Raw genomic sequence first — 26,451 nt, forward strand, 5'->3', positions numbered from 1 at the left:
GTGTCGCGATAGGGGCGCGCAGCGGCCCCAAAATATCTGCATCACAGCCGAAATAGCCGGGGCCGCCTTGCGGCCCTGTCGCGACACAAGGCCGCTCCTACAGGAGACCGCCCAAGGCTCAGGGGTGCTGCTTGCCACTCAGGGCGGCATGGAAGTGGGCACTCTGGCGCAGGTACTGCTCGGTGTAGCTGTGGGTGGCAGAAGCCTTGCTGCTGTCGGCATGGGCATGCGCCGGCAGTACGACCGATGCGGAAATGGCGGATGCGGCAATAACCGGGAAGAGATTGAAGTTCATCTGGGCTGACCTCGACGGCGGTGGTTTGACGGTGGCCCGCTTGGGCCTTGGGTCAAACTTACGCCGCCGAGGCCGTAGGCAAAAATTCATTGCGGCAGTACCGATTATCACGCTGATCGATATCACTCGATGAACTTGAGGTCCGAGGGTGCATCCTGCTGCAGCGTCTGCACCGTCTCCAGCAGCTTGCCACTGCGTGGATCGCGGCGTATCACCACGATCTGGTTGCTCTTCTGGTTGGCCACCAGCAGGAAGTTGTCACTCGGGGCCAGGGCAAACTCCCGGGGGTGATCGCCTTCTACCGAACGACGCTGCAGGAACGTCAACTGGCCGTTTTCCTTGCCCACGCCAAACACGACAATCTCGTTGGCCGTGCCGCGGTTGCTCACGTACAGGAAACGCCCGTCCGCCGACAGGTGCAAGCCACCTGCCGCCTTCGCTGCGGCCTCCTGGCGCTCGGTCAGGGGTAAGCGCTGGCGTTCAACCAGGTTGCCGTCCTGTACATCGAACATCACCACCTCGGCGTTCATTTCCAAGGTGAGGTAGGCGTGCCGCCCCTTGGCGTCGAACAGCAGGTGTCGCGGCCCGCTGCCCGGCGGCAAGGCCACGGACGCAGGTATCGCCGCTGTCAGCGGGTGGTCCGCACTGGCACCGTCGTAGCGGTAGATGAACACCTTGTCGGCACCCAGGTCGCTGGCGTACAGGTGCTGGCCGTCCGGTGACAGCACCAGCGAATGCACGTGGGCACCGGCCTGGCGCTCAGGGTTGACCCCGCTCGCCTTGTGCCGGGCCTGTTGCACCACGGGCTTGAGCTTGCCGTCCTTGGCCACCGGGATCACCACCAGGCTGCCACCGGGCTCGGGGTTGACCGCGTAGTTGGCCACGAACAGGAAGCGCTGGTCACGGCTAAGGCTGGCGTGGGTCGGCTCGTCGCCCTGAGTGGCCACCTGGTTGAGGGGCTTGATTTCGCCTTTGCTGCTGATGCTGAAACTGCTGGCGTGGCCCTGCGGGGTCTCATTCACCGCAAACAGCTGACGCTGGTCGGCCGACAGCACCAGCCACGAAGGGCTGACGCTTTTCACCACCTGCAGGGGTGCGGGGCCGATTTGGCCGGCCTTGTCGTCGAACTGGTAGCGGTAGATGCCCTGGCTGGCACCATCGGTGTAGCTGCCCACCAGCAAGGTAGCGGCGTGGGAATTGATTGTGAGGCTCATCAGGCTAGCGGTCAGCAGGCTCGTCCAGATTCGGTTCATCTTGGTCATCATCCGGGGCGCGAAAGGCACTCATACAGACTAGCCGATGCTCGCCGTTGGCATCGTTGAGTTGCCACTCATCACCAGTGGCGACAGCGGCGGTGACTTGTTCGGGGGTGAAGGACCAGCGGCGCAGCTGGCGGCCGTCCATGCATTCGACGGTGAGACCAGAGGCGTCGGCGGTGAAGTCGAAGGCGTGCAGGCCGTCGATCAGGAGCATGTCGCAGGACTGCAGGGCGGTGGCGAGGGGGGACATGGGGGTACCAATCTGAAATAAGTTGGCATTATAACCCTGGGGCTGCTTTGCAGCCCAATCGCGACACAAGGCCGCTCCTATGTATGGACTCGCCCACACTGTCTAGCTGCTTTTGAACATAGGAACCCGGTTGCATCTATGTATCAGGCCTATTCGAGGAAGCTTTTCGCTTCTGGCCAACATCGTGGTGAGCTCGCAGTGTGCCGTTTACATTGAGGCCATTACGTTAGGCCTGTAGGAGCGGAGGCATCTGTCTGCGACGGTCTTACCTAGGGTCAATGTTCACTAGCAGGGGTTGGAGCGCTCAGCGCCCCGGTGGCATTGCTCGGTTGGTCAGAGGCTCATAGCAGCCTCCGGGTTGTTGTTCGGTTTACGTTGGTAGACCTGATTGCTCTGTAACAGAGCCCAGATAATGCGCAGATTTCGATTAGCCAGTCTGATCGCCGCCTCCTTGCGTCCAAGGCGGGATAGCCAGCGCAACAGGCGGCGATCGTCTGGCTGATCGGAATCAGGTCTTAGCTGACTCAAGACAGCATGGGCGCCCTGGATCATCAGGCTGCGTATGTAGCCGTCACCTCGCTTGCTCATTCTGCCCAGCCTGATTTTGTTTCCGCTACTGTGCTGGTCCGGCACGATACCGAAGAAGGCGGAATACATTCGGCCACTCGCGAAGCGGCTGGGTTCGGTCTGTTTTGCCACGATCGCCGTGGCGATGATTGGGCCAACGCCACGAATGGTGATCAGCCGCTGTGCCACCTTATCTTGCTGGGCTGTCACTTCGAGCCGTCCACTCAGCGCCGCAATGCGTTCACCTAAAGACAGCCAGTCAGTCAGCAGCTCATCAAGCAACTCGCGCAACAAGTCGGGCAGAGGCAAGGAGGCATCCTCAAGCGCCCGCGGTACCTGCTGACTGATCGCGGCATCGCCTTGAGGCATGGATACGCCATGCTCAAGCAGCAGGCCACGTATCTGATTGCCCAGCGCTGTATGCCGCTTGATGTTGCCGCGCCGGATGCGATGCAGTGCTTGAATAGCCAGCGCTGTGGTGCTCTTGATCGGTACGGAGGCAATGCTGGTATCGCGACCGGCACGCAGAATGGCATGGGCATCGTTACGGTCGTTCTTCGCGCCGCTACGGTGTTCGGCGACGCGTTGCGCAGGCAGGATGCGAACCGGATTACCTTTGGTTTGCAGCAGCCTGGCCCAGGCTTGTGCACCTGGACCGCACTCCATCAAGACGGCCACGGTCGTTGGCAGCCTGATCAGGAAGTCATGGAATGCTTGACGGGATTTGATGCGATCTTCGTAGATCACCCGACCAGTAGCGTCCTCGCCTGCCAACTGGAAGACCTGTTTGGCCAGGTCTACGCAGATGGTTGTGCAAAGTTCCACATCGGTGGAAGACAGGGAATCGTGCTTCGAACTATGCTTTTTCATGGTCTCGCCCTCGCTGCCGTTGGCTTCTTCGAACGCCACCGTGGCACTGTGATGCCTCGGCGGGGGCGAGTCCATCGATTACAATGGAACGCGAACCTCCTGTAGGAGCGGCCTTGTGTCGCGATGGGCCGCAAAGCGGCCCCCTTGCGATTCAATGGGCGAAAATGGACCCACCTTCCTTGCCCACCATCTTCTCCGGCTTGATCAGGAACCGTGCCAGCGCCGGCAGCAGCCACAGCGCACCAAACATGTTCCACAGCAGCATGAAGGTCAGCATCAACCCCATGTCGGCCTGGAACTTGATCGCCGAGAATATCCAGGTGCACACGCCGATGGCCAGGCACAAGCCAGTGAACAACACGGCTTTACCCGTGGAGCGCAGGGTCTGGTAATAGGCCTCTTGCAACGGCAACCCGGCACGCAGGAAGCTTTCCAGCCGGCTGTAGATGTAGATGCCGTAATCCACGCCAATCCCCACGCCCAGCGCCACCACCGGCAAGGTCGCCACCTTCACCCCGATGCCCATGTAGGCCATCAGCGCATTGCCCAGCACCGAGGTCAGTACCAGCGGCAGGACGATGCACAGGGTGGCGGCGAACGAGCGGAAGGTGATCAGGCACATCACCGCCACACAGATGTACACCAGGATCAGGATGGTCAGCTCGGCCGACTTGATCACTTCGTTGGTCGCCGCCTCGATCCCGGCGTTGCCCGCCGCCAGCAGGAACTGCAGGCCCTCCTTGTTGTGGCTGTCGGCAAACGCCTTGGCCACGGCGGTAACCCGCTCCAGGGTCTCGGCCTTGTGGTCGTTGAGGAACACCAGTACCGGCGCCAGCGAGCAGTCACCGTTGTACAGGCCGTCGGCACGGGCGATGGAGTTGTTGAGGATGTCCGGGTTGCGCGACAGGGTTTCCCATTTCAGGCTGCCCTCGTTCATGCCCTTGATCACCTGCTTGGACACGGTCACCAAGGAAATCGCCGACTGCACACCCGGGGTGTTCTGCATGGTCCACATCAGCTCGTCGATCGGCGCCATGGTCGAGTGGACCGAGCACTGCTCCGGCGGGGTCTTGACCATGATCACCAGCACGTCGGAACTGGTCGAGTAGTTGCTGATGATGAAGCTGTTGTCCTGGTTGTAGCGCGAGTCGGGGCGCAGCTCCGGCGCGCCCTGGTCGAGGTCGCCGATCTTCAGGTTCTGGCTGTACCACAGGCCGCCGGCGAAGGCGACCAGCGCCAGGGTGACAGACACCGGCGCCACCCTGGCACTGGCGAAGTTCGACAACAGGCGCCAGAACGGGTGCTCGCGGGTGGCGTCCTTCTTGCTGCGCTCGATGGCCTTCTTGCTGATGCCGACATAGGAAATGGCCACCGGCAGCAGGATCAGGTTGGTGAACACGATCACCGCTACGCCGATGGAGGCGCCGATGGCCAGTTCGCGAATCACCCCGATGTCGATGATCAGCAGGGTAATGAAGCCCACCGCGTCGGCGAGGATGGCGATCATGCCCGGCAGGAACAGCTGGCGGAAGGTGCGCCGGGCCGCCGTGAGGGCGTTGTCGGCATCACTCGACTGCAAGGCGATGCCGTTGATCTTCTGCACCCCGTGGGAAATGCCGATGGCGAAGATCAGGAACGGCACCAGCATCGAGTAAGGGTCCAGGCCAAAGCCCACCGCATGCATCAGCCCCAACTGCCAGACCACCGCCACCAGGGTGGTGATGAGCACGGCGATGGTGCTGCGGATGCACCAGGTGAACCAGTACAACAGCACCCAGGTAATGGCCAGGGCGACACCGAAGAACATCGCCACCATCACCAGGCCGTCGATCAGGTCACCGACCTTCTTGGCGAAGCCGACAATGTGGATTTTCACATTGGGGTTTTGCGCCTGGAACTTGTCGCGGATCTTCTCTTCCAGCAGGTGCGAGAACTGCTGGTAATCCAGCTTCACCTGCTTGCCTGGGTCCTGCGGGTCGGGGTAGCTCTCCAGCAGCGGCACGTCGACGATGCTGGACTTGAAATTGTTACCCACCAGGCGCCCCACCTGCCCGGACTTGAGCACATTGTCGCGCAGGGTGTCGAGGCTGTCCTGCGAGCCGTTGTAAGTGTTAGGGATCACCTCGCCACCGGAAAAGCCCTCTTCGGTCACCTCGCTCCAGCGCACGCTGGGGCTCCACAGCGACTTCAGCCCGGCACGGTCGACGCCGGGGATGTAGAACACCTCGTCATGAACCTGGCGCAGGGTCTCCATGTAGTCCTTGTCGAAGATGTCGCCATTCACCGCTTCCACCGAAATGCGCACGGTGTTGCCCAGGTTGGCCAGGTCGTTGCGGTGCTCCATCATCTGCTCGATGAACGGGTGCTGCAGCGGGATCATCTTTTCAAAGCTGGTGGACGGGCGAATCTGCGTGGCCTGCCAGAACAGGAAAATGCTCACCAGCACGCACAGGGCGATGACCACGGGGCGGTTGTTGAAAATCAGGCGCTCGAGCAAGGTGGGCTTGTCCTGGTGGTGCGGGTGCATGGTAATGCTCTCCCTGCTGGTCATTGGCTCGCCCCCTCGGCACCCTGGGCATCCGCCAGGTGTACACCGCCCTGCCCTACCAGCAGCAGGCCGCCATTGGCCAGGCCGCTGACGCCAGCCAGGGCGATGCGGTCGGCACGGTTGTACACGCTGAAGGTCTGGCCGCCATCGGCACTGCGCAGCACGCTGCCGCCGTTGCCGACCAGCACCAGGGTGCCATCATCCAGAAGCGTAGCGCTTGCCAGGCCGAATTCGAGGTTGCCGCGCGCGACCTTGAGCTCGATCGGCTGCCAGCTGTCGCCAAAATCGGTGGAACGGAACAGGTTGCCGCGCAGGCCGTACGCCAGCAGGGCGTTCGGCTGGGCGGTGCCGATCACGCCGAACAGCGAGCCCTCGTAAGGGCCCTGGACCTTGGCCCAGGTCTGGCCGTTGTCGGCGGAGCGGAACATGCCGCCCTGCTCGCCTACGATGAACAGGCCGGCGTCACGCACCCGGGCGATACCGTTCAGGTGCAACTGGTCAGGGTTGTCCAGGCGCTCGGCCACGTCCTGCCAGTGCTGCCCGCCGTCTGTGGTTTCCAGCAAAGCGCCGTAGGCACCCACGGCAAAGCCGTGCTGGGCATCGAGGAAGGCGACATCGAGCAAGGGTGCTTCACGGGCAAGGTCTTCGTACTGCTTGGTCCAGGTCGCGCCGCCGTCGCTGCTGACGAGGATCTGCGCATCATGGCCGACCGCCCAGCCGCGCTTGTCGTCGAGGAAGAACACGGCGGTGAGCAGCTGCCGGGTGGGTACCCGGGCCTGGGTCCAGGTACTGCCCTGGTCGTCGGAGAACAGAATGTGGCCGCGATCACCCACCACCACCAGGCGCTTGCCGGCATGGGTGGCGCCGATCAGCAGGCTTTGGCTGGCCTTGGCTGATTCGGTGGAGTATTCGTCGGCGGCGGCGGCCTGGGCGCTGTCGGCCCACACCCCCAGTGCCAATGCCAGCACTGCGCTGGCCGCCAATGGCCAGGCACCACGCCTGGCTGGCGCCCGTAGCTGTTCCCTCATGACTGCCCCCTTGTTGTGTTCTTGTTGGTGGGTCAATGCATTGCAGGTACTGCGAAAAGCCTGATCTAGAGGCCTGCAATAGCTTGAGGGGATCGTAGCGGGGATGCTTGCGCGATTACAACGGGCGGGGTGTTATGTTTTGTTGTCGGCCCAAAAAGCTTCGCGGGCACGCCCGCTCCCACAGGGATTATCACAGCCATCAAGCCCTGTGATATCCCTGTGGGAGCGGGCGTGCCCGCGAAGGGCTGCACAGCAGCCCTGATTCCTACCAGGCTTACGCCAGGCTCTTGCTCACCACTTCATACACATCACTGGACAGCTCACCCGATGCCAGAATCCGCTCCAGCTCACCCTTCATCAGGGCCTGGCGCGCATCGTCATACTTGCGCCAGCGGGTCAGCGGCGCCAGTTGCCGCGAGGCAATCTGCGGGTTCAGCGCATTCAGCTCGATGACCAAGTCCGCCAGGAAACGGTAGCCCGAACCATCCGCCGCATGGAAGTTGACCAGGTTCTGCCCGGCAAAGGCACCAATCAGCGCACGTACCTTGTTCGGGTTCTTCAGGGTGAACGCCGGGTGCTGCATCAACGCCTTGACCCGCGCCAGCCCGCCCGGCAGCGCGCTGGCCGCCTGCACGCTGAACCACTGGTCCATGACCAGCGGGTTGTCCTTGAAGTGCTCGGCAAAGGCTTCCAGGGCCTTGGCCCGCTCGGCTTCGAACGGCGAATTCACCAGCACCGCCAGGGCGGTGAGGCGTTCGGTCATGTTGTCGCACTGATCGAACTGCTCCAGGGTCGCTTCCAGCACCTGCGGCTTGCCGCTCTGCATCAGGTACGACAGGGCGATGTTCTGCAGGCTACGGCGGGCGAAGTGCTCGGCAGAGGCCACATAAGCGGTGCTGCGCGACACTTCACGGTTGGCCTGGTAGCGCGCCCACAGGGCGTCGAACAGCTGCTCGGCGATCTGCTGGCGGGCGAACTCGCGGGCTGCGTGGATGGCGTCGACGTCGGCTACCTGGCTGATTTCGGTGAGGTAGGCCTCGCCCGGCAGCGAAAGCATTTCGGCAACCATGGCGGCGTCCAGCGACTCGTTGCCCAGCACGGTGCCCAGGGCAGTGATCAGGCGCTGGTCAAGTTTCAGGGCTTCGCCGCGTTGATGCTGGCCGATCAGTTCTTGCAGTACCTGCACCGACAGCTGCTGGCCCGCTTCCCAGCGGTTGAAGCCGTCGCTGTCGTGCTGCATCAGGAACATCAGCTGGTCGCGGTCGTAAGGGAAGCTGAGCTTCACCGGCGCACTGAAGCCGCGCAGCAGCGAGGGCAACGGCTTGGCCTGGACACCTTCGAAGGTGAAGGTCTGCTCGGCCTCGGTCACCGACAGCACGCGGCTGGTGCCGCCAGCAGCGGCTTCACCGGCCAGGCGCAGCGGCAGGTCATTGCCTTCGGCGTCCAGCAGGCCCAGCTCGACCGGGATCACAAACGGCAGCTTCTCGGCCTTGTCCGGGGTTTGCGGGCAGCTCTGGCGGAAGGTCAGGCTGTAGGTCTGCGCAGCAGCGTCATAAGCCTCGCTCACTTCCAGGCGCGGGGTGCCGGCCTGGCTGTACCAGCGCTTGAACTGGGTAAAGTCGACGCCGTTGGCGTCTTCCATGGCCTTGATGAAGTCGTCGGTGGTTACCGCCTGACCATCATGGCGTTCAAAGTACAGGTCGCTGCCTTTGCGGAAGCCTTCGTTACCCAGCAGGGTACGGACCATGCGCACCACTTCGGCGCCCTTCTCGTACACGGTCAGGGTGTAGAAGTTGGAGATTTCGATGAAGCTGTCCGGGCGCACCGGGTGGGCCATGGGGCCGGCGTCTTCGGCGAACTGGTGGGTGCGCAGGTAGGCGACGTCTTCGATCCGCTTGACCGTGCGCGAGTTCATGTCGGCGCTGAACTCGGCATCGCGGAACACCGTGAAGCCTTCTTTCAGCGACAGCTGGAACCAGTCACGGCAGGTGACACGGTTGCCCGACCAGTTGTGGAAGTACTCGTGGGCGACCACGCCTTCGACGCGCTGGTGCGCAGCATCGGTGGCGGTTTCGGCACGGGCCAGCACACAGCTGGAGTTGAAGATGTTCAGGCCCTTGTTTTCCATGGCGCCCATGTTGAAGTCGTTGACCGCAACGATCATGAAGATGTCCAGGTCGTACTCGCGGCCATAGACTTCTTCGTCCCAGCGCATGGACTTCTTCAGGCTGACCATGGCGTGGTCGCACTTGTCGAGGTTCTCGGGCTCGACATAGATGCGCAGCATCACATCACGGCCAGACTGGCGCGTGAAGGTGTCCTCGACGCACCACAGGTCACCGGCCACCAGCGCGAACAGGTAGGCCGGCTTCTTGAACGGGTCTTCCCAGGTGGCCCAGTGGCGGCCGTCCTCGGCCGGCCCGCTGCCCGTTGGGTTGCCGTTCGACAACAACACCGGGTAGCGATGCTGCTCGGCGATCACCGTGGTGGTGAAGGTGCTCATCACGTCCGGGCGGTCGAGGTAGTAGGTGATCTTGCGGAAGCCCTCGGCCTCGCACTGGGTGCAGAACATCTTGCCCGACTTGTACAGGCCTTCCAGCGCGGTGTTGCTCTCGGGGTGGATCTTCACGCTGGTGTCGAGGGTGAACTGCTCGGCCTTGGGGTGCAGCGTCAGGCTGTCGGCTTCGAGCTGGTAATCGCCCGCCTGCAGTTCCTGGTCGTCCAGCGCGGCGCGCAGCAGTTCCAGCTGCTGGCCGTCGAGCACCAGCGGCGGCAGGCCGGCACCGCGTGCCGGGTTGCGGCGCATGACCAGTTGCGCGTGAACCAGGGTGTGGTCCTCGAACAGCTCGAAGGTCAGGTGCGTCTCGTCGATCAGGTACTCGGGCGCCTGGTAATCCTTGAGGTAGATCACTTGCGGTTGTTCGGTACGCATGTGCAGGTCCTTTTTACTGGAGCACGGCCAACTGGTAGGCCGTGTACTTGCGAATATTGATCACACCGGTGTCGAAGATCAGGTACTGGCCCTTGATGCCCAGCAGCGTGCCTTCGGCCACCGGGTCCTTGTCGAGGTTGAAGCTGACGATCTTTTTCGGGTAGGCCTCGACCGGGTACTTCATCTGCACCACTTCAGCGTCGGGCAGCGGCTGGATCGCCTGCAGGCCAAAGCGCCCGTGCAGCTCGCGCAAGCCGTCGGCGCAGGCGTCGAAGATCTGCTCACGAATGGCGGGCAGGTCGAGCACCTCGGCATCGCCTTTGAGCAGCGCGCGCCAGTTGGTGCGGTCTGGCACCTGGCTGCGCAGCACATCTTCGACCAGGCCTGATTGCTGGCGGGTGGCCACGCGCATGATCGGCAGGGCCTGGCTGGCGCCCTGGTCGAGCCAGCGGGTGGGCAGCTGGGTGGCGCGGGTGATGCCGACCTTGATCCCCGACGAGTTGGCCAGGTAGACCACGTGGTCGGTCATGCAGAACTGTTCACCCCACGACGGCTCGCGGCAGGTGCCGGCGTCGTAGTGGCATTTTTCCGGGGCCATGATGCACACATCGCACTGGGCCAGCTTGGTCATGCACGGGTAGCAGTACCCCTGGCTGAAGCTGGTCTTGGTGCGTTTGCCGCAGTGGTTGCAGTGAATGGCGCCGAGGTATTCCAGGCGCAGGCGCTGGCCGATCAGCGGGTTGACCGGCACCTGCGTGTCATCCAGGCGGAAGCTGTATTGCACCACGGGTGCCTGCAGGCTTACCGCCATTTTGCTCAACGAGCCACGAGCGAGTTCGATCAATGTACCGAGTCCGATTTGAACAGAATGTTGGCGATCGGCGCAGACTTCGATGCGCATTCCTGCGGGCCCATGTAGCCGGTGCGCTGGTCTTCGGGCAGGTTCTGGATCTCCCAGGCGATCACGGCTTGCAGCGACAGCTCTTTTTGCTCGGCGGTGAGCTTGCGGCCATCGGACCATTTGCCGATTTCCACGGCCAGTTTCAGGCTCTCGTAGATTTCCGGTGTGATGTTTTCAATCATTTGCGCGAAAGTGGACATAGTGTCTCCTGATTCAAGCCGACAGTTTACGCCGGGCCAGCGCCCCACCCAAGAGCCCGGTCAGGCATCCGATGAGCAACCCGCCAACATGGGCGGCGTTGGCGATCTGGCCGAGGCCCAGCGTGCCGACCACACCGGTCAGGCACACCACCAGCCAGATCAGCATCATCACCAGCACGCCCTTGGGCAGGTTGAAGTAACGATTGGGCGCCAGCCACTGATACAGCCAGATATGCCCGAGCAAGCCGTACAGCACGCCGGACAGGCCGCCGAACAGGCTCGGCCCGCTGGTGTAGTGCTGGGCCAGGTTGGACACCAGGCTGAACAGCAGGGTCAGGCCCAGCAGCATCCAGGGGCCCTGGCGCAGCTCGATTCGCTTGCCCAGCTCCCAGTACCACAAGCTGTTCATGGCCAGGTGCAGCACACCGAAGTGCAGCAGCATGGGCGATACCAGGCGCCACCACTGGCCTTCGTTCAGAACTTGCGCCAGCGAGCTGAAGTACAGGTAGTCGCCCTGGACGCGGAAGTCGAGGAAGGTGAACCAGCTGATGGTGGTGAAGTTGTCGCCCAGGCTGGTGAGGCCGGCGACGATGAAACACAGCAGCAAGGTGAGGGTGGTGATTTTGCAGGCTTTGGCCTGTTCTACCAGGGAGGGTTGTGTGGGGCCATTCGCGGGCCCCGCTTCCTCAGGTTGCTCTACCGCCTGGATGTCGGCATTGCCGTCCGGGTAGCGCTGGTAGAGTTGCAGTACGTCCTCGACCAGGGTGTCGGGGGCCCAGAGTACCTGGACATCGCCCTCCTCGCTTACCCGGTGCGGCACCTGCAGGCGCTGCAGCAAGTGGACGAAGCCGCTGAGGTCGACCGACAGCGGCAGGCGCATCACTTCGATAATGTTCATTGGTTGGCCTGTGGGCGGTCGACGTCGACCCAGACGAACTTGTGCGGGTCGATACGGGTTTCATCATCCAGCCGGTAAGCAGCCAGCTTGCCGTAGAGCACGGCACTGTAGTCCAGGCAGGCCAGGTTGGCACGGATAGGCGCAGGCCGGCCGCTGCGCCAGTAGTGGCCAACGAACAGCAAGGGCTCTTCTTCGGCGTAGCGCAGCAATGCGTTTTTCTGGCTGTGGCTGAGCGGTGTGCTGGCCACCTCCTCGGGCAGGGCATCGGGCTGAAACACGATGTCGCCGTAGGTTTGCGGGTCTTCTTCCCAGAACTTGGTGCGGAAAAACGCGCGGGTCAGGCCGTCGCCGCCGGTCAGCGTCAGGCCGTCCGGCAGGCGCATGTCGGTGCCGCGCAACAGGCGGTTGCACACCGTGTCGGCAAAACTGCCACTTACCGCCGAGGCCTGGATGAAGTGTTCATCGATGCGCCCGTCGGGGTATTGCTGGCGCAACGGCTCGATCAACCGCGGGTCCCAGCAGGCGTGCACCAGGCGAAAGCGCCCGGCGTCGATGAACAGCGGCAGCTGGTAGAACCAGTTGACGAAGTCGTGCCAGTCGCCGGGGTGGTGGGCGAACTGCGTCAGGGTTTCGTCGATCAGCCGGGCATGGCGTGGCGTGTGCTCGCGCACAAAGGCCTTGCCGCTGCCGGGCAGCGCCGGGGTGACCCAGCCCAGGGCGTTGTACTCGTGGTTGCCCATGATGCAGAACGCCTGGCCGGCCTCGACCATGTCATGGACGATATGCAGCGCTTCGCGAATGCGTGGCCCGCGGTCGACGATATCGCCCAGGAACAGCGCCAGGCGCCTCGGGTGGCGCCACACGCCGGCCACACGCTTGTAACCGAGGGCGTCGAGCAGGCGTTCAAGGGTCAGTGCACAGCCGTGCACGTCGCCGATGATGTCGAAACTTCGCGCCGGATCGAGCATCAGTCGTCCCTGCTCCCCAAACGGCTGCCCCAACCCAGTTTGGTGCGGCAGACCTCGTAGTAATTGTGGTCCAGCGGGTGGATCAGGCGCAGCTTCTGCGGCTTCTTGCTCACCGTGATGGTGTCGCCGGGGGCGCAGGTGAAGTGGTTCTGGCCGTCACAGGACACTTGCGGGTAGATCTGCAGGTCCTTGGACACCACGATCTTCAGTTCGCTGTTGCCGTCGACCACGATCGGCCGGCCCGACAAGGTGTGCGGGTACATCGGCACGATGACGATGGCATCGAGCTTGGGGTGCATGATCGGGCCACCGGCCGACAGCGCGTAGGCGGTGGAACCGGTGGGGGTGGCGACGATCAGGCCGTCAGCCTTCTGGCTGCAGACGAACTGGCCGTCGATGTAGATCTCGAACTCGATCATGCGCGTGGACTTGCCTGGGTGCAGCACCACGTCGTTCAACGCATCCCCCTGGCCGATGGCTTCGTGGTGGCGACGCACCTCAGCCTGCAGCAGGAAGCGGTTTTCCACCAGATAATGGCCGTCGAGCACTTCGGCAACTTTCTCTTCCAGCTCGTCGGGGCGGATGTCGGTGAGGAAGCCCAGGTTGCCACGGTTGATGCCCAACACCGGAATGTTGTGCCGGGCCAGGGCGCGTGCAGCGCCCAGCAGGCTGCCGTCGCCGCCGACCACGATGACCAGGTCACAGACCTCGCCCAGCAGCTTGCGGGTGGAGGTTTGCAGGCCATGGCCGGGTAGCACTTCGGCAATGGTGTCCTCGAGAATCACATGCAAGTGGCGATCGAGGAGGAATTTTTTCAGTCGGCGAATGGTGTCGAGCACCTGCGAGCTGCCAAGGCGGCCGATGATACCGATATTGCGAAATTGCTCCATGGGGCTCCTGCGGGGCTCTGCGACGGGTGACGATGGACCGATTATGGGCGAAACCACCGGGCAGCGGCAAACCGGCTATGCTCGCTGGATGATGCCATTCGCCCTGCTCAACGACCTGCCCCGGCAGCTACGCCGCCCCGCCGTGCGCGACCTGGCCTGGGCCTTGCTGTCGCCGCCCCTGCTCAGCACCCCGCCCTGCCCCCAGCGCCACCCGCTGACGGGCAGCCTCTGGGCGCAGCAGCCGCAGCGTCTCGAGGGCTGGTTGCGAGCGCTGGATGCCGACGATGGCCCGTTGCGCGAGTGGCTGGCAAAGCTCGGCAGCCGTCGGCTGGGGCATTACTACGAACGGCTGTGGCAATTTGCCCTGGGCCAGGCGCCAGGCATTGAACTGTTGGCGGCCAACGTGGCCATTCGTGACGCCGGGCGCACCCTTGGCGAGCTGGACGTGGTGCTGCGCGACCGCGACGGTGTGCACCACCTTGAGCTTGCGATCAAGTTGTACCTGGGGCCGCAAGAGGCTTCGCACGACCCGCATGCCTGGCTGGGGCCAGGGTGCCATGACCGCCTGGGGAGCAAACTTGCGCACCTGAAGGGGCACCAGTTGCCGATGTCTGAGAAGGCGCACAGCCGCGAGGTGCTGGCCCGGTTGGGGGTTGAGCAGGTGCAGGCACACGTGTGGCTGGGTGGCTATCTGTTCTATCCCTGGCCTGGGCATGCCGAGCCACCCGCAGGCGCCAACCCGCAACACTTGCGTGGGCGCTGGGTGCGGCGGCGGGACTGGGTCATGGCAGAGGGTGAGCATTGGCAGCCCTTGCAGCGTCATGCCTGGCTGGCACCTGCGCGGATCGAGGCAGGCGAAGGCTGGACGGTGGAGCAGTTTGCGGCCTGGTTGCACGTGCTGGAGCGGCAGGCGCCGGCGCAGTTGCTGGTGAGGTTGGAGCCTGATGCTGAGGGTGCCTGGCAGGAGGCAGAGCGGGTGTTCATCGTGGCTGATGACTGGCCGCACGTACCCGGTGCCTGATGTTACCTGTACCGGCCCTATCGCCGGCAAGCCAGCTCCCACAGGTACTGCACAGGCCCCAGGCTCATCGTCGTACCTGTGGGAGCTGGCTTGCCGGCGATAGGGCCGGTGCTGGCAACACAATTTTCACAGACCCAGCGCAAAGATTTGTTTCTGGTAACCATTACAGTGGTACCTGAGCGCCAGCAAGAGCGCCTTTCCGACCTGATGACGAGGACCGATCATGGTTTCATCCAACCCCGCGACCCATTACGCGCGCCTGTCTATCGCCCTGCATTGGCTGATGCTGGTGCTGCTGGCCGCTGTCTATGCGCTGATAGAACTGCGTGGCCTGTTCCCCAAGGACAGCGCCGAACGCAACCTGATGAAAGACCTGCACTTCATGCTCGGGCTCAGCGTGTTCGTGCTGGTCTGGCTGCGCCTGGCCATGCGCCTGAGCCGCCCTACCCCGCCCATCGTGCCCAAGCCGCCGGCCTGGCAGACCGGGCTTGCGCACCTGATGCACCTGGCGCTGTACCTGCTGATGATCGGCATGCCACTGGCCGGCTGGCTGATCCTCAGCGCCGCCGACAAACCCGTGCCGTTCTTCGGCCTGGAGCTGCCGCACCTGATCGGCCCTGACCCGGACCAGGCCAAGTTCATCAAAGGCTGGCATGAACGCGTGGGCAGCTGGGGCTACTGGTTAATCGGCCTGCACGCGGTGGCCGGTCTGTATCACCACTATGTGCAGCGCGACAACACGCTGCTGCGCATGCTGCCCTTCAAGTAACCGCGCCGGCCCTGCAGGCCACCGGTATGCACAACGATCAGGCGGGTGCCGGGCGCAAACAGCCCGGCCTCGACCTGACCACGCAGGGCGAGCAGGGCCTTGCCGGTGTAAAGGGCCTCGAGCGGTACACCGCTGTGCTGCTCGCACTCGGCGATGAAGGCCAGCAGATCATCGTCAAACTTGCCAAAACCACCACGGCAAGCGTCGTGTAGCTGGTAGCCGTGCGCACCGGCCAATGCTGCCACCGTCTCCGGCACACCATGATCCCTGGGCACAGCCAGTGCGCCATGTACGGCATGTGCACCCGCCTCTGCCAGCACCAGGCCAGCCAAGGTAGTACCCGTTCCAGCAGCCAGCCACCAGGCATCGTAGCCCGACCAGCCCAGTGCCGTGACCTGCGCGCGTGCCTGCTGCATGATCAGGGCACAGCCCTGTGCACCGGCCGGCCCGCCGCCGCCTTCGGGGATGCAATGCCAGCCGGGGTAGCGTGCCTGCCAAGGCCCCCAGAACCCTGGTTGGTTGCGCTCGCGGTAGCCACCATAGCCCAGCCAATGCAATTGCATGCCCAGCGCCTGCAGGTCACGCACGGTTGGCGTGTCCTGGGGGTGGCCGCGCAGCAGGCCTGCCGTGGCAAAACCGAAGCGTTTGCCAGCGGCGGCCAGGGCGTGGAGGTGGTTGGAATGGTTGCCGCCGAGGCTGATCAGGCCCGGGGCGTGACTGGCGCTGGCATGCTGCAGGTGATGGCGAAGCTTGAACCACTTGTTGCCGCTGATCAGCGGGTCGATCAGGTCCAGCCGCAGGATAGCGGCCTCGACATTGGCAGTTGCCAGCCAAGGCAGGTTCAGGGGTTGCAGGGGCGCTTGAGGGAAGTCGAAAAGCATCGTGCGAGTTTACCAGCGAAATCCTGGGGCCGCTGTGCGGCCGTTCGCTGGCTTCAGGCGTGCGCTATCCCTGTGGGAGCGGGCAAGCCCGCGAAGGGCTGCAAAGCAGCCCCAGCAATCTCAGAGCTCAGCCGCCAACCTTGACCCTTGGTTGATCGCCCGCTTGGCATCCAGCTCGGCCGCCACATCGGCCCCGCCAATCAGGTGCACCGACTGCCCCGCCGCCACCAGGCCGTCTTGCAGCTCACGCAGCGGGTCCTGCCCGGCGCAGATCACCACGTTGTCCACCGGCAGCACCTGCGGCTCGCCGTCCGCCACACGAATGTGCAAACCGGCATCGTCGATACCCAGGTACTCGACACTGTTAAGCATCTGCACCCGCTTGTTCTTCAACCCGGTGCGGTGAATCCAGCCGGTCGTCTTGCCCAGGCCATCACCCACCTTGGACTGCTTGCGCTGCAACAGGTACACCTGCCGCGCCGGGGCATGCGGCTCGGCCTTGACCCCGGCCACGCCACCACGCGCCTCAAGCTGGGTATCGATGCCCCACTCCTTCCAGAACGCCTCACGGTCCTGGCTGGTGGCCACGCCCTTGTGCACCAGGTACTCGGACACATCGAAACCGATGCCACCCGCACCAATCACCGCAACCGCCTTGCCCACCGGCTTGCGCTCAAGCAGCACGTCCAGGTAGCTGAGCACCTTGGCATGCTCGACACCTGGGATGGCCGGGGTACGCGGTGCGATGCCGGTAGCCAGGATGATTTCGTCGTAGCCGCCGCTCACCAGCGCCTGTACGTCGACACGGGTATTCAGGCGCAGGTCCACGCCCGTGCTTTTCACCTTGTTGCGGAAGTAGCGCAGGGTTTCAAAGAACTCTTCCTTGCCCGGCACCCGCTTGGCCACGTTGAACTGGCCACCGATTTCGCTGGCGGCATCAAACAGGGTCACCGCGTGGCCCCGCTCGGCCGCCACGGTGGCCGCAGCCAGGCCAGCCGGGCCGGCGCCGACCACGGCAATGCGCTTCACTGCCCGCACGGGCAGGTAGTTGAGCTCGGTTTCGTGGCAGGCTCGCGGGTTGACCAGGCAGCTGGTCAGCTTGCCGCCGAAGGTGTGGTCCAGGCAGGCCTGGTTGCAGCCAATGCAGGTGTTGATCTCGTCGGCACGGCCAGCCGCTGCCTTGTTGACGAAGTCCGGGTCGGCCAGGAACGGCCGGGCCATCGACACCATGTCGGCATCACCTTCGGCCAGTACCGCTTCGGCCACTTCCGGCGTATTGATACGGTTGGTGGTGATCAACGGAATGCTCACCACGCCACGCAGCTTGGCGGTGACTTTGGTAAACGCCGCACGCGGCACCTTGGTGGCGATAGTCGGGATACGCGCTTCGTGCCAGCCGATGCCGGTGTTGATCAAGGTCGCGCCGGCCTGCTCGATGGCCTTGGCCAGCAGCTCGATCTCGTCCCAGGTGCTGCCACCCTCGACCAGGTCGAGCATCGACAGGCGGAAGATGATGATGAAATTCGGCCCTACCGCGCGGCGCACCCGCCGGACGATTTCCACCGCCAGGCGCATGCGGTTTTCGTAGCTGCCGCCCCAGCGGTCGGTGCGGTGGTTGGTATGGGCAGCCAGGAACTGATTGATGAAGTAGCCTTCCGAACCCATGATCTCGACGCCGTCGTAGCCGGCGCGCTGGGCCAGTGCCGCGCAATTGACGAAGTCGGCGATCTGTTTCTCGATGCCCTCCTCGTCCAGCTCTTTGGGCTTGAACGGGTTGATCGGCGCCTGGATTGCGCTAGGTGCCACCTGCCGTGGGCTGTAGGCGTAACGCCCGGCATGCAGGATCTGCAGGCACACCTTGCCACCGGCGGCGTGCACCGCTTCGGTGACGATGCGGTGCTTGTCGGCTTCTTCCTCGGTGCTGAGCTTGGCCGCGCCGGAATACACCCCGCCTTCATCGTTGGGCGCAATGCCGCCGGTGACCATCAGGCCGACGCCACCCCGGGCGCGCTCGGCAAAGTACGCGGCCATGCGCTCGAAACCGCCGGGGCGCTCTTCGAGGCCGGTGTGCATCGAGCCCATCAGGGTGCGGTTGCGCAAGGTGGTAAAGCCCAGGTCGAGCGGGGCGAGCAAGTGCGGGTAGCGGTTGGCGGCCATGGAAAGGTTCCCTGGTGGCGTGATCACGGTATGCGGGCGCCTCACTGGTCAGCGGGGCCCGTCGTTTGTCTGTCAGCGACATTAAACAGCCGTTTGAATTGGCTCAATGATCGAAACTGACAAGTTATTGATCCTGCCGTACAGCGGGACTACCCTAGGGAACCCTCGTTTCTCATGGCGTCGTCCTGTTTCATGCGAAAACTCCTGGCAAGCGCCCTGGCGCTGGTGATGATCGCCTCCCTTTGCGGCTACGGTTTCTGGACCCAACAGCGCCCGGAAGGCCACTACCTGTCCGACCTGCGCATCGAGCTGGCACTCAACCATGGCGTGCCCGGCGAGCACGGCAACCTGCTGGGCGTCGAGCCGCTGCTGTATCCGGGTGACTACCAGAACCTGCAACGCCTGCACCGCAAGCTTGCAGCGTACCTGGAGCAGGCCCGCGCCCAGGGGCTGGTGAGCCCGCGCACGGTGGTCGTGCTGCCGGAGCACATCGGTACCTGGCTGTGGGCCCGCGGGGAAAAGAACGAGCTTTATCAAGTCACGCATAGCCGCGAGGCCTTGCAGTGGCTGGAGTTGAGCAACCCGCTGCGCTACGGCCTGGCCATGCTTGGCGCCGACGGCGACGACTGGCGCGCTGACGCACACCTGCGCATGAAGGCCGAGCAAATGGCCGCGGACTACCAGCAGCTGTTCGGCGGGCTAGCCAAGGAATTCGGCGTCACCCTGGTGGCCGGCTCCATCGTGCTGCCTGCACCCTACGTAAAACAGGGCGTGCTGCATGCCGGCAGTGGCCCGCTGTTCAACGCCAGCCTGGTGTTTGCCGGCGATGGCTCTTTACTTGGCCAGCCACAGCGCCAACAGTTCCCCGACAGTGAAATCCGCCGCTACGTCCACGATGGCCGCCAACAACCGCTGCAAGTGGTGCAAACCCCCGCCGGGCGCCTGGGTGTGCTGGTGGGCAGTGACAGCTGGTACCCGGAGAACCACCAGCAACTGGCACAACAAGCGGTACAGCTGATCGCCAACCCGGTGTTCCTCAGCGGCAAGGGCAGTTGGGAGGCGCCATGGCGTGGCAATCGCCACCAGGAAGCCAGCGCCGGGCTGCCCCTGCAACGTGGCGAAGTCAGCGAACAGAGCGCCTGGCAACGCCTGACCGAGGCCGCAGGGGCCAGCGTCAGCAGCATGAGCGTGTTCATGCGCGGGCAGTTTTGGGAACAGGCCAGCGACGGCCAGGGCTTTGCCCGCCAGTCGGGGGAGTTGCTGGCGGGCAACCCCAGCCATGGCGCTCGCCTGCTGAACCTGTGGCTGTAGGCCCATGGCCCGCCCCCGCGTACGCCTGGGCGACCTTTCGGTTGGCTTTGTCCAGCCACTGACAGAGGCGCTGCGCGAACTGGGGCACGACCCCGCGCCCCTGCTGCGCCGCTATGGCTTGGATGCGCCCCGCCTTGCCGAAGCCGGCGCGCGCTTGTCGATCCCCCGTTACATGCACCTGGGCCACGCCGCCATCGAGCTGAGCGGCGAGGCCGCGCTGGGCCTGCACATGGGGCGCCTGAGCCGCCTGGCGCATGCCGGCCTGGCCGGGGTCACCGCCGCCCAGGCGCCGACCCTGGGTGAGGCGGCGAGCACCCTGCTGCGCTTCGAGCCACTGTATGCGGCCAACTACCGTGGCCATTCCAGCTTCGAGGAAGATGCCCAGGGCGCCTGGTTGCGCTTCTACTCCATCAGCCCCTACAACGCCTACAACCGCTTCGTGGTCGATTCACTGCTTGCCGGCTGGCTGGCGCAGCTTGCCGACCTGGCTGGCACTGCGGTGCAGGCCGAGCGCCTGGACATTGAATTTTCCGCCCCCCCATATGCGCCACGCTATCAGGCGCTGTGCAGCGCACCCGTGCAGTTCGCGGCCGAGGGCAACCAGTTGCGGCTGAGCCGCGCCACACTGCAGCTGGCCAATCCCAGGCATTGCCCCAGCACCTGGCAGCACCTGCTGCAGCTGTGTGAGGCGCAAATGCAGCAGCTTACGCGGGTGCGCAGCCTGGGTGAGCGCATTACTCACCTGCTGGGCCCGCTGCTCAATGGCGGCCGTGAACCGGACCTGGAAGAAGTGGCGCTGCACTTGCAGTTACCCACCTGGACACTACGCCGCAAGCTGGCCGAGGAAGGCACGCGTTTTCGCGACCTGCTCAACGAAACACGGCGCGACCTGGCCGAAACCTACATCCGTGATACGGAGCTGGCCTTTGGCGAGATTGCCTATCTGCTGGGGTTTGCTTCGGCCGAGGCCTTCCAGCGCGCGTTCAAGCGCTGGACGGGCCTTACGCCGGGGGAGTTCCGCCGCAGCCAGCGGCGGGCGGGCTAAAGCTCGGTAGCGTCTTCAGCCGGTTCCGGGGTGTCCAGTTCATAAGCCTGGGTTTCGAGTAGTTCTTCCTGGTATTCATCCATCGCCCTGCGTCCTCTTTGCTCATTTTGTCTTCGTAGGTATCACCTTCAGCCTAAGCAGGTGGGATGAAGGGATGATGACAAGCTTATGAGTGGTAAACGTAGCAGGTGTTCAGGAAGTTATCGCGGGGTGTCTGTAACAGGGAATGTTTACGGCCTGCACCGGCCTCTTCGCGGGTAAACCCGCTCCCACAGGTAATGCACAGATCTCAAATTCTGTGCAGTACCTGTGGGAGCGGGTTCACCCGCGAAGAGGCCGGTACAGGCAAACAGTCAAAGGGAAGGCGACGCGGCCTCGGCAGGCTGGGCTTCCTGCTGCACCTGAATCGGCGCTGCCTCGGCCGGCGGCGCGACAGGCTGCGAACCCTGGCGGTCATCCACCACCGGTGCCGCTGCCGCTTCACTGGCCGGGGCAACGGCCGTAGCTGCCGCGGGTGCAACTTGCGCCGCAGGGGCGGCTTCCGGAGCCGGGGCAGGTGCCACCGGGTTCGCAGCCGCCTGCTCCGGCAGCCCCAGTTCCACCGCTGGCTTCTGGGCCTTGGGCGCCTCGACCTTGGCCTCTTCGACCTTCTTCGGCTTGGGCTTGGGCAGGTAGCTCTCTACCAAGGCGAAATAGCGGTCATAGAACTGCGCTGCCGTCACCGTTTCGCTGGCCACCTTGACCATCGAGTCGTCGCTGGAGCCGATCGGCATCGACACCGACCCCAGCACGCCCACACCCAGGCTGGCGGAGGTGTTGGACTTTTTCAGCGCATAACGGTCCTGCAGGGCGTTGGCGAACATGGTCGAGCGCTGTTCGTCGCTCACATCCGGCGCACAGGTTACGTTGAAGCTGATCTGCAGGTGGTTCTCGCTGTTCTGCTGGAAGCTCTTGTTGCCCACCACCTGGTTGGCGCCGCTGTTGGTAATGATGTAGCCCTGGCTGAGCAAGGCACGCCGGGCGGCCTCGCAAGAGCCGGCATCGCTCACCGGAAAGCTGCGCGAGAAGGTACCCGAGTCATCGAAGTTCTCGTGCTCGTACACGGCGGTTTTTTTCGAGGAACAACCGGCCACCCCCGCCAGCACCAGGGCCAGCCCGAGCGCACCAAAGACGGAAGATCTGGTCATTGCGAATTCCGGGTAAGTCGACAAGGTGCCTATTGTGCAACACAGCAGGCAGGCACAGGAACCACTGGTCGGTGAAGAGTGTGTCAGGTTGGTGTAAATCTGGGTAAAGGCGGGAGTTTCCAGCCGTAGAAACGAAAAAAGCGACCCGAAGGTCGCTTTTTCGTGCTTCAAGGCGTTCAAGGGGCCTTGAGGCTAAGATGGCGCAGCGGACGGGACTCGAACCCGCGACCCCCGGCGTGACAGGCCGGTATTCTAACCGACTGAACTACCGCTGCGTATCATTCAGGCTTTCGCCCGATTGAAACCTGGGTCTACCCTTCCGGCGCAATGGCCTCAGGGCAGGCACAAAAAAAGCGATAACAAGATCGCTTCTTTTGTGTTTGCCTCAAGGTGTTCTAGGGACCTTGAAGCGAAGATGGCGCAGCGGACGGGACTCGAACCCGCGACCCCCGGCGTGACAGGCCGGTATTCTAACCGACTGAACTACCGCTGCGTATCGTTCAGGCTTGCGCCCGATTGAAACTGGGATCAGCCAAAGGCAATTTGCCTTGTGGCTTCAGACCGGTGCAAAGCACCCATCTGTTACTGAAAAATGGCGCAGCGGACGGGACTCGAACCCGCGACCCCCGGCGTGACAGGCCGGTATTCTAACCGACTGAACTACCGCTGCGCAGTGCGTTCCTCTCTGGCGTTCGGCTTCTTGCGAAACCTTGTGCACCAGGAACTTCTCAGGAAGTGGTGGGTGATGACGGGATCGAACCGCCGACCCTCTGCTTGTAAGGCAGATGCTCTCCCGGCTGAGCTAATCACCCTCGCGATGTTGCTTGTTGCGTTTGCTTCGCTGAGGCCGCGAAATTTACGCAGGTGGCGAAGCTAAGTCAATAGCCCCATTGAATTTTTTTCAAAAAAGGCAAAAACAGAAAAGGGACCTTTTCGGCCCCCTTCCCTTACAGCGTCAAACTCAGGTGTAGATCATCTTGCGAGTCATGCCGCCGTCGACCACAAACTCCTGCCCGGTGACAAACGCCGCCTGGCGCGACAACAGCCAGGCAACCATCGCCGCCACATCCTCTACGGTGCCTACCCTGCCCGTCGGGTGCTGAGCATGGTCGGCCTCGGTCAACGGCTCGGCGCGGCGCTGCGACGGGTCACGGGCATCGATCCAGCCCGGGCTCACCGCATTGACACGAATCTCCGGGCCCAGGCTCATGGCCAGGGCATGGGTCAAGGCCACCAGGCCGCCCTTGCTCGCCGCGTAGGCCTCGGTATCGGGCTCGGACTGCCGCGCCCGGGTAGAGGTGAGGTTGACGATCGCCCCGTTGTGCGCACGCAGGTACGGCGCACAATGCTTGGCCAGCAGCATCGGGCCGTTGAGGTTGACCGCCAGCACCCGGTTCCATTGCGCCAGGCTCAGGCTTTCAAGCGTCTGGTTATGCGGGTTGGCGATAGCCGCATTGCACACCAGCGCATCCAGCCGACCGAACTGCCCGAGCACTTCGGACACCCCGGCACTGACCTGGGCCTCGTCGGCAACGTCCATGGTGATGAACCAGGCGTTGTCGCCCAAGGCCTTGGCCACTTTGCTGCCACGCTGCCGGTCCAGGTCGCTCAGCACCACCTGCCAGCCCTCACAGATCAGCCATGCGGCAATGCCCAGGCCGATGCCGCGCGCGGCACCGGTGACCAAGGCTACCCGGCCATTGTGGCCCGGGGTACTGCCGCGGATTTCGATCACAGTGCGGCCAGCCCGCGTGCAAGGTCGGCCTGCAGGTCAGCCACGTCTTCCAGGCCCACGGCAACGCGGATCAGGCTGTCGCGGATACCGGCGGCTTCACGCTCCTGCGCCGACAGGCGGCCGTGGGAGGTGGTGGCCGGGTGGGCGATGGTGGTCTTGCTGTCACCCAGGTTGGTGGTGATGGAAATCACCCGGGTGGCGTCGATGAAGCGCCAGGCGCCCTCTTTGCCGCCCTTGACCTCAAAGCTGACCACCGCACCAAAGCCACTCATCTGGCGCTTGGCCAGCGCGTGCTGCGGGTGGCTAGGCAGGCCGGCGTAGTGCACCTTCTCCACGCCGTCCTGCTGCTCCAGCCATTCGGCCAGGGCCTGGGCGCTTTCGCAGTGCGCACGCATGCGCAGGCGCAGGGTTTCCAGGCCCTTGGTGAAGATCCAGGCATTGAACGGGCTGAGCGTCGGGCCTGCGGTACGCAGGAAGCCCACCACTTCTTTCATCTGTTCGGCACGGCCGGCAACCACACCCCCCATGCAACGGCCCTGGCCGTCGATGAACTTGGTGGCCGAGTGGAACACGATATCGGCACCCAGCTTCAGTGGCTGCTGCAGCGCCGGGGTGCTGAAGCAGTTGTCCACCACCAGCATGGCACCGCGGGCATGGGCAATTTCACTGAGCGCGGTGATATCGACCAGCTCGGCCAGCGGGTTGGACGGCGACTCGACGATCAGCAGTTTGGTATTGGCCTTGATGGCCTTTTCCCAGCCGCCGAGGTCGACCAGTGGCACGTAGTCCACCTGCACGCCAAAGCGCTTGAAGTACTTCTCGAACAGGCTGATGGTCGAGCCGAACACGCTCTGCGACACCAGCACGTGGTCACCGGCACTGCACAGCGACATCACCACGGCCAGGATCGCCGCCATGCCGGTGGATGTACCCACGGCCTGCTCGGCGCCTTCCATGGCCGCCAGGCGCTCCTCGAAGGCACGCACCGACGGGTTGGTGTAACGCGAATAGACGTTGCCCGGCGTTTCACCGGCAAAGCGCGCGGCCGCGTCGGCGGCCGTGCGGAACACGTAGCTGGAGGTCAGGAACAGCGCTTCGCTGTGCTCGCCCTCGGGTGTACGGTGTTGACCGGCACGCACCGCCAGGGTGTCGAAACCGACACCCTCGAGGTCGCTGTCCAGTCGCCCGGCATCCCATTGATCCGTCATGCCGTCGCTCCCTGAATCAGTTGTTGTAGAGGTCGATGATCGCGCTGACGGCCTGGTTCTTGACCTTGGCCAGGTCATTACGGGCCTGCTCGATACGCTCGAGGTAGGCATCGTCGATGTCGCCGGTGACGTACTCACCGTTGAACACCGCGCAATCGAAGTGGTCGATCTTGATCTTGCCGCCACCGACCGAGTCGATCAGGTCTGGCAGGTCCTGATAGATCAGCCAATCGGCGCCAATCAACTCGGCCACCTGTTCGGTGGTACGGTTGTGGGCGATCAGTTCGTGAACACTCGGCATGTCGATGCCGTAGACGTTGGGGTAGCGCACCGCAGGGGCTGCGGAGCAGAAGTAGACATTCTTGGCACCGGCTTCGCGGGCCATCTGGATGATCTGCTTGCAGGTGGTGCCGCGCACGATCGAGTCGTCCACCAGCATCACGTTCTTGCCGCGGAATTCCAGTTCGATGGCGTTGAGCTTCTGGCGTACCGATTTCTTGCGCGCGGCCTGGCCGGGCATGATGAAGGTACGGCCGATGTAGCGGTTCTTGACGAAGCCTTCGCGGAACTTGACGCCCAGGCGGTTGGCCAGCTCCAGCGCGGCAGTGCGGCTGGTGTCCGGGATCGGGATGACCACGTCGATATCGTGCTCTGGGCGCTCGCGCATGATCTTGTCAGCCAGCTTCTCACCCATGCGCAGACGGGCCTTGTACACCGAAATACCGTCGATGATCGAGTCCGGGCGGGCCAGGTAGACGTGCTCGAAGATGCACGGCTGCAGTTTTGGCGCTTCGGCGCACTGCTTGGTGAACAGTTGGCCTTCCTCGGTGATGTACACCGCTTCGCCCGGCGCCAGGTCGCGGATCAGGGTGAAACCGAGCACGTCCAGGGCCACGCTTTCCGAGGCGATCATGTATTCCACGCCTTCGTCGGTGTGACGCTGGCCGAACACCACCGGGCGAATGCCGTGGGGGTCGCGGAAGCCGACGATGCCGTAACCGGTGACCATCGCCACCACAGCGTAACCGCCGACGCAGCGGCTGTGCACGTGGGAAACAGCGGCGAACACGTCTTCTTCGGTCGGCTGCAGCTTGCCACGCACCGCCAGCTCATGGGCGAACACGTTCAGCAGCACTTCCGAGTCGGAGTTGGTGTTGACGTGACGCAGGTCCGACTCGTAGATCTCCTTGGCCAACTGCTCGACGTTGGTCAGGTTGCCGTTGTGGGCCAGGGTGATGCCATACGGCGAGTTGACGTAGAACGGCTGGGCCTCGGCCGAGGTCGAGCTGCCCGCCGTCGGGTAGCGCACGTGGCCGATGCCCATGCTGCCCACCAGGCGCTGCATGTGACGCTGCTGGAAGACGTCACGCACCAGGCCATTATCCTTGCGCAGGAACAACCGGCCGTCATGGCTGGTCACGATACCGGCAGCGTCCTGGCCGCGGTGCTGGAGGACCGTAAGCGCGTCATACAGCGCCTGATTGACGTTCGACTTACCGACGATACCGACGATGCCACACATGCGACGCAA

At 63.7% G+C, this 26,451-nt stretch carries 22 protein-coding genes and 4 tRNA genes; 4 read left to right on the forward strand and 22 right to left on the reverse strand.

Annotated features, from left to right (window positions below):
* Positions 1–118 precede the first annotated feature (118 nt).
* From N805_RS30795 to N805_RS14655, 12 genes are all read right to left on the reverse strand, one after another.
* The gene (locus N805_RS30795; protein ID WP_196305290.1) at positions 119–295 is read right to left on the reverse strand and encodes a hypothetical protein; all 177 of its coding nucleotides are present in this window, start codon (positions 293–295) and stop codon (positions 119–121) included.
* 122 nt (positions 296–417) lie between these two features.
* On the reverse strand, positions 418–1,548 hold the full coding sequence (locus tag N805_RS14605) for a lactonase family protein (RefSeq protein WP_230685682.1): 1,131 nt from the start codon (positions 1,546–1,548) through the stop codon (positions 418–420).
* Positions 1,514–1,804, reverse strand: a complete 291-nt coding sequence (locus tag N805_RS14610) for a DUF5629 family protein (protein WP_028614023.1) — start codon at positions 1,802–1,804, stop codon at positions 1,514–1,516. Before N805_RS14610 ends, N805_RS14605 begins: the two co-directional genes overlap by 35 nt.
* A gap of 333 nt (positions 1,805–2,137) precedes the next feature.
* Positions 2,138–3,196 carry an IS110 family transposase gene (locus tag N805_RS14615; protein WP_080956862.1) on the reverse strand — a complete coding sequence of 353 codons (1,059 nt, stop codon included), beginning with the start codon at positions 3,194–3,196 and terminating at the stop codon, positions 2,138–2,140.
* A 196-nt stretch (positions 3,197–3,392) separates the two neighbouring features.
* Positions 3,393–5,768 carry an efflux RND transporter permease subunit gene (locus N805_RS14620; protein ID WP_033692646.1) on the reverse strand — a complete coding sequence of 792 codons (2,376 nt, stop codon included), beginning with the start codon at positions 5,766–5,768 and terminating at the stop codon, positions 3,393–3,395.
* 20 nt (positions 5,769–5,788) lie between these two features.
* Positions 5,789–6,817: a WD40/YVTN/BNR-like repeat-containing protein gene (locus tag N805_RS14625; protein WP_019472894.1), complete on the reverse strand. Its 1,029-nt coding sequence runs from the start codon at positions 6,815–6,817 to the stop codon at positions 5,789–5,791.
* A 274-nt stretch (positions 6,818–7,091) separates the two neighbouring features.
* Positions 7,092–9,749: an aminopeptidase N gene (gene pepN / locus N805_RS14630; RefSeq protein ID WP_019472895.1), complete on the reverse strand. Its 2,658-nt coding sequence runs from the start codon at positions 9,747–9,749 to the stop codon at positions 7,092–7,094.
* A gap of 13 nt (positions 9,750–9,762) precedes the next feature.
* Positions 9,763–10,593, reverse strand: a complete 831-nt coding sequence (locus N805_RS14635; RefSeq protein ID WP_019472896.1) for a DUF2797 domain-containing protein — start codon at positions 10,591–10,593, stop codon at positions 9,763–9,765.
* Positions 10,590–10,850 (reverse strand): YeaC family protein, encoded by a 261-nt coding sequence (locus N805_RS14640; RefSeq protein WP_016500845.1) that lies wholly within the window; start codon positions 10,848–10,850, stop codon positions 10,590–10,592. The genes N805_RS14635 and N805_RS14640 overlap by 4 nt, the downstream gene beginning before the upstream one ends.
* 13 nt (positions 10,851–10,863) lie before the next feature.
* On the reverse strand, positions 10,864–11,748 hold the full coding sequence (locus N805_RS14645) for a rhomboid family intramembrane serine protease (RefSeq protein ID WP_019472897.1): 885 nt from the start codon (positions 11,746–11,748) through the stop codon (positions 10,864–10,866).
* Positions 11,745–12,716 (reverse strand): metallophosphoesterase, encoded by a 972-nt coding sequence (locus tag N805_RS14650; protein WP_019472898.1) that lies wholly within the window; start codon positions 12,714–12,716, stop codon positions 11,745–11,747. The genes N805_RS14645 and N805_RS14650 overlap by 4 nt, the downstream gene beginning before the upstream one ends.
* Positions 12,716–13,606, reverse strand: coding sequence for an NAD(+) kinase (locus N805_RS14655; protein ID WP_016485536.1), 891 nt, complete (start codon positions 13,604–13,606; stop codon positions 12,716–12,718). Before N805_RS14655 ends, N805_RS14650 begins: the two co-directional genes overlap by 1 nt.
* A gap of 43 nt (positions 13,607–13,649) precedes the next feature.
* On the opposite strand from N805_RS14655, the gene N805_RS14660 reads away from it, so the two are divergent.
* Positions 13,650–14,627: a DUF1853 family protein gene (locus tag N805_RS14660; protein ID WP_019472899.1), complete on the forward strand. Its 978-nt coding sequence runs from the start codon at positions 13,650–13,652 to the stop codon at positions 14,625–14,627.
* Positions 14,628–14,850: 223 nt separating this feature from the next.
* Entirely contained in the window at positions 14,851–15,396 is a 546-nt protein-coding gene (locus tag N805_RS14665; protein WP_019473035.1) for a cytochrome b, read from the forward strand.
* Here N805_RS14665 and N805_RS14670 read toward each other — a convergent pair.
* Positions 15,348–16,277, reverse strand: a complete 930-nt coding sequence (locus tag N805_RS14670; RefSeq protein WP_019473034.1) for a 1-aminocyclopropane-1-carboxylate deaminase/D-cysteine desulfhydrase — start codon at positions 16,275–16,277, stop codon at positions 15,348–15,350. The genes N805_RS14665 and N805_RS14670 overlap by 49 nt on opposite strands.
* Before the next feature lie 120 nt (positions 16,278–16,397).
* Entirely contained in the window at positions 16,398–18,434 is a 2,037-nt protein-coding gene (locus N805_RS14675; protein WP_019473033.1) for an NADPH-dependent 2,4-dienoyl-CoA reductase, read from the reverse strand.
* A gap of 192 nt (positions 18,435–18,626) precedes the next feature.
* Between N805_RS14675 and N805_RS14680 the strand changes: the two genes are divergently transcribed.
* Positions 18,627–19,745, forward strand: a complete 1,119-nt coding sequence (locus tag N805_RS14680) for a nitrilase-related carbon-nitrogen hydrolase (RefSeq protein WP_019473032.1) — start codon at positions 18,627–18,629, stop codon at positions 19,743–19,745.
* Positions 19,746–19,749: 4 nt separating this feature from the next.
* Complete coding sequence (locus tag N805_RS14685; protein WP_019473031.1) at positions 19,750–20,790, forward strand: AraC family transcriptional regulator; 1,041 nt, start codon at positions 19,750–19,752, stop codon at positions 20,788–20,790.
* Positions 20,791–21,143: 353 nt separating this feature from the next.
* On the opposite strand, the gene N805_RS14690 is transcribed toward N805_RS14685, so the two are convergent.
* From N805_RS14690 to purF, 8 genes are all read right to left on the reverse strand, one after another.
* Positions 21,144–21,977 carry a DUF2242 domain-containing protein gene (locus N805_RS14690; protein WP_019473030.1) on the reverse strand — a complete coding sequence of 278 codons (834 nt, stop codon included), beginning with the start codon at positions 21,975–21,977 and terminating at the stop codon, positions 21,144–21,146.
* Positions 21,978–22,175: 198 nt separating this feature from the next.
* A tRNA-Asp gene (locus tag N805_RS14695) sits at positions 22,176–22,252 on the reverse strand.
* A 141-nt stretch (positions 22,253–22,393) separates the two neighbouring features.
* Positions 22,394–22,470: transfer RNA gene (locus N805_RS14700), tRNA-Asp, on the reverse strand.
* Positions 22,471–22,570: 100 nt separating this feature from the next.
* Positions 22,571–22,647, reverse strand: a tRNA-Asp gene (locus tag N805_RS14705).
* 66 nt (positions 22,648–22,713) lie between these two features.
* Positions 22,714–22,789, reverse strand: a tRNA-Val gene (locus N805_RS14710).
* A gap of 149 nt (positions 22,790–22,938) precedes the next feature.
* Positions 22,939–23,712, reverse strand: a complete 774-nt coding sequence (locus N805_RS14715) for an SDR family oxidoreductase (RefSeq protein WP_019473029.1) — start codon at positions 23,710–23,712, stop codon at positions 22,939–22,941.
* Entirely contained in the window at positions 23,709–24,920 is a 1,212-nt protein-coding gene (locus N805_RS14720) for an O-succinylhomoserine sulfhydrylase (RefSeq protein WP_019473028.1), read from the reverse strand. Before N805_RS14720 ends, N805_RS14715 begins: the two co-directional genes overlap by 4 nt.
* Before the next feature lie 16 nt (positions 24,921–24,936).
* A complete protein-coding gene (gene purF, locus N805_RS14725; RefSeq protein WP_019473027.1) occupies positions 24,937–26,442 on the reverse strand; it encodes an amidophosphoribosyltransferase in 1,506 nt (501 codons plus the stop codon).
* Positions 26,443–26,451 lie beyond the last annotated feature (9 nt).

Origin of the sequence: Pseudomonas putida S13.1.2, from assembly GCF_000498395.2 — a bacterium.
In the GTDB taxonomy this organism is placed as follows: Bacteria; Pseudomonadota; Gammaproteobacteria; order Pseudomonadales; family Pseudomonadaceae; genus Aquipseudomonas; species Aquipseudomonas putida_Q.